Origin of the sequence: Pseudomonas sp. xss_2 (genome assembly GCF_043104195.1) — a bacterium.
Taxonomy (GTDB): Bacteria; Pseudomonadota; Gammaproteobacteria; order Pseudomonadales; family Pseudomonadaceae; genus Aquipseudomonas; species Aquipseudomonas urmiensis.
On record NZ_JBICKL010000058.1, the window covers coordinates 21696 to 27971 of the forward strand.

At 49.0% G+C, this 6276-nt stretch carries 6 protein-coding genes; 3 read left to right on the forward strand and 3 right to left on the reverse strand.

The window, feature by feature from the left end; all coding sequences use genetic code 11:
* Window positions 1-248 precede the first annotated feature (248 nt).
* Window positions 249-911: a GntR family transcriptional regulator gene (locus ACF8K2_RS14380; protein WP_392465433.1), complete on the forward strand. Its 663-nt coding sequence runs from the start codon at window positions 249-251 to the stop codon at window positions 909-911.
* A gap of 24 nt (window positions 912-935) precedes the next feature.
* Here the strand turns inward: ACF8K2_RS14380 and ACF8K2_RS14385 are convergent, their stop codons facing one another.
* Entirely contained in the window at window positions 936-1724 is a 789-nt protein-coding gene (locus tag ACF8K2_RS14385; protein WP_392465436.1) for an outer membrane protein OmpK, read from the reverse strand.
* A 670-nt stretch (window positions 1725-2394) separates the two neighbouring features.
* On the opposite strand from ACF8K2_RS14385, the gene ACF8K2_RS14390 reads away from it, so the two are divergent.
* The gene (locus ACF8K2_RS14390; RefSeq protein WP_392465438.1) at window positions 2395-3450 is read left to right on the forward strand and encodes a Rieske 2Fe-2S domain-containing protein; all 1056 of its coding nucleotides are present in this window, start codon (window positions 2395-2397) and stop codon (window positions 3448-3450) included.
* Window positions 3451-3545: 95 nt separating this feature from the next.
* Here ACF8K2_RS14390 and ACF8K2_RS14395 read toward each other — a convergent pair whose 3' ends face one another.
* Both ACF8K2_RS14395 and ACF8K2_RS14400 read right to left on the reverse strand, forming a co-directional pair.
* A complete protein-coding gene (locus ACF8K2_RS14395; protein WP_392465440.1) occupies window positions 3546-3929 on the reverse strand; it encodes a VOC family protein in 384 nt (127 codons plus the stop codon).
* A 21-nt stretch (window positions 3930-3950) separates the two neighbouring features.
* Window positions 3951-5063, reverse strand: coding sequence for an S-(hydroxymethyl)glutathione dehydrogenase/class III alcohol dehydrogenase (locus ACF8K2_RS14400; protein WP_392465450.1), 1113 nt, complete (start codon window positions 5061-5063; stop codon window positions 3951-3953).
* A gap of 126 nt (window positions 5064-5189) precedes the next feature.
* Between ACF8K2_RS14400 and ACF8K2_RS14405 the strand changes: the two genes are divergently transcribed.
* Window positions 5190-6200, forward strand: a complete 1011-nt coding sequence (locus tag ACF8K2_RS14405; protein ID WP_392465443.1) for a GlxA family transcriptional regulator — start codon at window positions 5190-5192, stop codon at window positions 6198-6200.
* Window positions 6201-6276: the final 76 nt, after the last annotated feature.

Below are 6276 nucleotides of genomic sequence, written 5' to 3' on the forward strand. Positions count from 1 at the left end.
TGATTTCATAGCAGTTTCTATGCCAAAGTCGATTGCTGGCTCTAGGCTGGTAGACCTATATCACTGTAATATATGGTTTTTTTCCATAAGATTGCATGCCACCCCTAGGTCGCTATGTATACAATTCTATAGCGTTTTGTGCACCATTATGTTTCTTACGGTGACATCGTTGGAGCCGTGTTACATTTTGGTGCTATGTTCGCTCACTTCGCTCAATCACAGAGCAGTAAGGCGCCACAGGTACTTCAATGCTGACTCAAACCATTGTTACGGCCATATCCGATGCCATCTACCACCGCCGCCTTCCCCCTGGAACCAAGCTGAACGAGCGAGAAATCGCTGAGTTGTTCAGCGTGAGCCGAACGGTGGTACGACAGGCGTTGATTCGCTTGTCACAGGACAAGCTGGTGGAAATTTCTCCCAAGCGGTCAACGAGCGTTTGGTGTCCAACCTTCGACGATGCTTTCGAGCTCTATCAGATGCTTTTGGTATTGGAAAGCGGGGTTATCGATCAATTAATCCAATGCATCAGTCCTCAGCAGCTTGCCGAACTCCGCACTCACACGGACAAGGAGCACACTGCCCACAGATGTGGACTTGAAGACGAGGGCGATAAACTTGGACGCGGATTTCACTCGTTACTTATTTCATTCCTTGGCAACCGTACGATTGACCAGATCCATTCCCAACTACGCAGGCGCGAGGCACTTATAAACGCACTCTACCGAGTGGGATTTGACTATTGCAAACTTCGAAACGAACATGCCGAGCTAGTGAAATGCCTAGAAAGCAAAGACGCAGATGCAGCCAAGAAACTGCTTGCATCGCACTACAACCTGGTCATCAAGGGCTATAAATTCGACACAGCGAGTACGCCTGACGTCAACTTAAAATTTGCGCTCAGAATTTAAGGTTGGGGGCCTAGCCCCCACCCATCAAAAATTATACTTGATCATTGCACTCGTAACGCTTTGATTTGTGTTGTAACCCCTGGTATTTTCAATACCATACTTGTTCGACCAATAATCATATTCAATACCAACATATAATTTCTTTGACACACCCCATGCAATTTTCCCTACGTCATATTTGACCTGGGGATTGAAATGAAAATTGTGCACAAGCCCATATTTATCCCCTATCACCCAATCTATATATCCGTCTACAAGCACGTCGCTTCGACCTACAGGAATGGTATATGACCAGACCGGAGTGACTTGCCACCCCCCCATTCCTTCGCCGCCTTCCGGCTTCCGATAGTAAAAATTCAACATGAAGTAATCAAAGCCTGGCAAGGCGAGATCAAAGCCTGGGCCAATCAGATAGTTGACCTGATCATCACGGCCTTTGCTTCGATTATTATCCCACTCTACAGTGGTTGCTACCAAGACGTCTTTAATTAACCCTAACTCGAATTTTCTGTCGAAAATCTTAGAAAGCGAGAAGCGTGGCGCGTACTCCGAGTAGATGCCGTGATGGCCGTCATATGCCGTTTGATCTCCGGGATACCAGTAATTGTCGATGAAGAAGAAAAAATCACCCCATGTCCACCCGCTCATATGTTCAAACGTAATAATCTGCATACGCCGAGGGTCGATCTTAAAATCCTTACCGTACTGATAGCTTATGCTTTCCTGGTGCCACATGAGCATGTCGCCTGCAAGGGCCGCCCCCGAGACGGATGTTGCACAGGCAGCACACAGCACATTTTTCATTAATTTCACGCGTTCGCTCCTCATCACCTGACCAACGGGTCAGGTTTCGGCGAGCAAATTCCAAGCCATAATAACCAAGCAACATATTGTTAGGGAAGCAACTGAAATTGTATCCATTCGATCTGCAATCAGCAGGCCGCTTATACCTGGAGAAAACACGGTAACCGTGAGGATTTTCGTAACACCGATTGTTACGCAAAGTTGTAGACTGTCTTTACGCCCCGCACATTCTCTATCGTAAAAATTTCCACGCTGAGCCCACGCTAATTTAATCAAGTCTCATTCAACTGAGCCGCACAGCCGCGTGTCATTGAGTGATCACCGGCAGTAACATTTTACGGCTGAGCGGCTTGCAGCAATGTTTCTTTTATGCACCAAACTCGCCCACCTAATGCACTAAATCGAACCATTAAAAACTTAGCTAATACTCTAAAATCTATTGGATTTGACCACTTACATTTTTAACCGTCCAGAGCCTATCCGAAGGTTGACACGCGGGTCAGAAATGGCCTATTTTTTTCTTGTGTACCAGATGATAAATCTGATGTACCAGCCGTATGATTGGCGTAAATACACCATTACCAAGTGTTTACCCTTTCTATGAGTAGAGGTAGGAGACAGGGCACTCAGCTGAGTTGAGTGTTCATACATAACAACGTCATCCACAAAGGCTACATACATGGAACAGGCAATCAATAACAACGATCGCGAGTACCTTCGGCACTTTTGGCATCCCGTCTGTACAGTGACAGAACTGGAAAAGGCCCACCCCTCCAGCCTAGGCCCAATAGGGGTGAAGCTTCTAAATGAGCAATTGGTTGTTGCTAAACTTAGTGGCCAATACGTCGCAATGCATGATCGCTGCGCACATCGGTCGGCAAAGCTCTCGCTGGGCACCATCGCTAATGATCGACTGCAATGCCCTTATCATGGGTGGCAGTACGACACGGAAGGTGCATGTAAACTAGTGCCGGCGTGCCCCAACAGCCCCATTCCTAATCGAGCTAAAGTTCAGCGATTCGATTGTGAAGAGCGGTACGGTCTGATTTGGGTAAGGCTGGACTCAAGTTATGCTTGCACTGAGATCCCATACTTCAGTGCAGCAAGCGATCCGAAACTTCGAGTCGTGATCCAAGAACCCTATTGGTGGAACGCAACAGCAGAGCGACGTTGGGAAAACTTTACAGACTTTTCCCATTTTGCGTTTATCCACCCTGGCACGCTGTTTGATCCTAACAACGCGGAACCGCCGATCGTACCGATGGATCGTTTTAATGGCCAATTCCGTTTCGTTTACGATACCCCGGAAGATATGGCCGTTCCAGATCAAGCCCCAATTGGGTCGTTCTCTTATACCTGCAGCATGCCCTTCGCTATCAATCTGGAAGTCGCTAAGTACTCAAGCAATTCATTACATGTGCTTTTCAACGTGTCATGCCCAGTTGACGATAGCACTACCAAGAACTTCTTGCTGTTCGCAAGGGAGCAGGCTGACGATTCAGATTATCTTCACATTGCATTTAATGATTTAGTCTTTGCTGAAGATAAGCCTGTGATCGAGTCTCAATGGCCGAAGGATGCTCCGGCTGATGAAGTTTCGGTTGTCGCGGATAAAGTCTCGATCCAGTATAGAAAATGGCTGCGGGAACTGAAAGAGGCCCATCAAGACGGTGCTCAGGCTTTCCGTAGTGCGTTGCTGGACTCCGTGATCGAGAGCGATCGAAGCTACACCTAACATTGGCGTATGAGGTGGCGCACTGCGCCACCTTTTTTAGGGTCAAAAAAAGACGGCCTCCTAGGAGGCCGTAAACTCGCTACGTCCAACTCGTATTAGGGCTTCTTGAATGAATAGACAGCCAATTTGTTCCCGTCGAGATCGCGCACATATGCTGCGTAGGCGTTCTCAGCCCAGCCCCGCTCGCCAGGTGAACCTTCGTTTTTTCCACCAGCTCGCAGCGCACTAGCATGGAAAGCATCAATCGCTGCTCGATTCGGCGCCTCAAAACTGACGGTGACGCCGTTGCCTACCGTCGCTGGCTGGCCATCTGCCGGGGTGAGTACAAAAAACGACGGTTTGTCTTCTCCCCAAATAGAACCGTTTTCACCCAAGTCAGCGATCCGTTCGAGGCCGATTTCTGCCAAGACTTGGTCGTAGAAAGCCCTGGCTTTCACAAGATCATTTGTACCTACAGTAACATGTGTATAAACAGACATAGTTACCTCTTTGAATACAGGTTAGAAGTGAATTACGGTGCGAATGCTCTTGCCTTCATGCATGAGGTCGAACGCGTCATTGATTTTTTCGAGCCCCATCGTATGTGTGATGAATTTATCGAGCGGGATATCGCCAGACTGCGATTTGCTGACATAGCTCGGGAGCTCGCTTCTACCTTTGACACCACCAAAGGCCGAGCCGCGCCAGACGCGTCCGGTGACAAGCTGGAATGGGCGGGTCGAAATTTCGGCGCCGGCTGGTGCAACGCCAATAATCACCGATTCACCCCAACCTTTATGACAGCACTCGAGTGCCGCACGCATCAGGCTTACATTGCCGATGCACTCGAAGGAGTAATCAACACCGCCATCAGTGAGCTGAACAATAACCTCCTGAACCGGAATGTCATATTCTTTGGGGTTGATGAAGTCAGTAGCTCCAAGTTCTTTGGCAATATCAAATTTCGCAGGGTTGATATCGATCGCGATGATGCGACCCGCGCCTGCCATCTTGGCCCCGATGATCGCGGCCAGACCAATCCCACCCAGCCCAAATATTGCAACAGAAGCGCCCTTCTCAACCTTGGCAGTGTTCAGAACAGCTCCAATTCCCGTCGTCACGCCACAACCAAGCAGGCACACCTTCTCGAGTGGCGCGTCTTCGGGGATCCTCGCAAGGCTAATTTCGGGAAGGACGGTGTATTCAGAGAACGTCGAGCACCCCATGTAGTGATAGATAGGCTGCCCTTTGTAACTGAAGCGAGTCGTGCCATCCGGCATAAGACCTTTGCCTTGGGTTGCACGTACCGCCTGACACAAGTTGGTTTTACCGGACTTGCAGAACTTGCAGTCACCACACTCTGCGGTATAGAGAGGAATTACATGATCCCCTACCTTCAAGCTCGTAACCCCCTCCCCAACCGCCTCAACGATACCTCCCCCCTCGTGCCCCAGGATGCACGGGAAAATACCTTCCGAGTCTTGGCCCGAAAGGGTGTACGCATCGGTATGGCATACGCCGGTCGCGATAACCCGCACCAGCACCTCACCGGCCTTCGGCGGCTGTACGTCCACCTCAACAATTTCCAGAGGTTGATTAGGCCCAAATGCTACAGCTGCACGTGATTTTATCATTGTATTGACCCATGGTTCTGAACGAGATTGAGACATCAGCTTACGCGTCGGCTTTCGACTGTGGCGCGCCAACGACCGTCGCTGGAAGCCAAACTGACGTCGTTTCAAGACACCGGAGACCCAACAATGCTTTTGAATGACTATCAGATGAGATCGGTTGAGCTCCTCATCTATCCAGGCTTCAAATCCTTCGAAGCCATTGGCCCTATGACCGTTTTCACATACGCGAACCGTATCCTCAAATCCATGGGATGCCCTGAAGCCTATGAAATAGGTATACGTTCAACCCTGATTGGCGCAGTAGCATCGGATACCGCGATGTCGCTCCATGCAGCCCGAGATTTATCAACGAGCTGTCGCAGTCATTCCGTCCTAGTGGTTGGCGCTCACGAAATTAATGAGGCGATTAAACTCAATCCAAGTATCATAGAATGGATTAAGCAATGCGCACCAAGCACCGAGCGCTTCGCAGCCCTATGCTCCGGGGCTTTCTTTCTGGCATCTACTGGCCTACTTAACGGACAGCGCGCAACCACACACTGGCGTATGAGGGATGCTTTTGCAAAGCAGTTTCCCGAGGTAAATCTGGAGATCGACTCTATTTACGTACGCGAGGGTAAATATTGGACATCAGCGGGCGTCAGTGCGTCCATTGACCTAGCACTTGCATTCATCGAGGAGGATCTCGGATACCAATTAGCTCTTGCAGTCGCCCAAGATTTAGTGATTTTCCTGAAAAGGCCAGGTGGACAGTCTCAATTCAGCTCTAATCTGGCATCTCAAAAAACTCAGAATTCCACGATACGCAAAATTCAAGAGTGGGTTCTAGCTAACATGGATCAAAAGGTGTCAGTAGCAGTTATGGCTGAACGCGCCGCCATGAGCAGTCGGCACTTTACACGAGTATTTACTAAAGAAGCAGGGATGTGCCCTTCAGAGTTTTTAGACCAAGCTCGTATTGATCACGCCCGTCGGCTACTGAGCGACGGTATGCTTCCTATGAAAACCGTCTCATACATGAGCGGATTTACGAGCTCTGACCATATGCGCCTTGCCTTTAAAAAAAACCTGTCGATCACGCCACGCGAATACCGAGAACGTTTCAATAAAACACAACCATTTACAATTCAATCCTAGTTAAAACACCACCAATTACAACATACCACTTCACCCCATTCTTAATTAGTCATTAACCTCTAAAATAATGGCACCC

Excerpts from the sequence above, each read along its gene's own strand:
- ACF8K2_RS14395 (WP_392465440.1), bottom strand. The coding sequence starts at position 3,929 with ATGTCTGTTTATACACATGTTACTGTAGGTACAAATGATCTTGTGAAA.
- ACF8K2_RS14390 (WP_392465438.1), top strand. The coding sequence starts at position 2,395 with ATGGAACAGGCAATCAATAACAACGATCGCGAGTACCTTCGGCACTTT.
- ACF8K2_RS14400 (WP_392465450.1), bottom strand. The coding sequence starts at position 5,063 with ATGATAAAATCACGTGCAGCTGTAGCATTTGGGCCTAATCAACCTCTG.
- ACF8K2_RS14405 (WP_392465443.1), top strand. The coding sequence starts at position 5,190 with ATGCTTTTGAATGACTATCAGATGAGATCGGTTGAGCTCCTCATCTAT.
- ACF8K2_RS14380 (WP_392465433.1), top strand. The coding sequence starts at position 249 with ATGCTGACTCAAACCATTGTTACGGCCATATCCGATGCCATCTACCAC.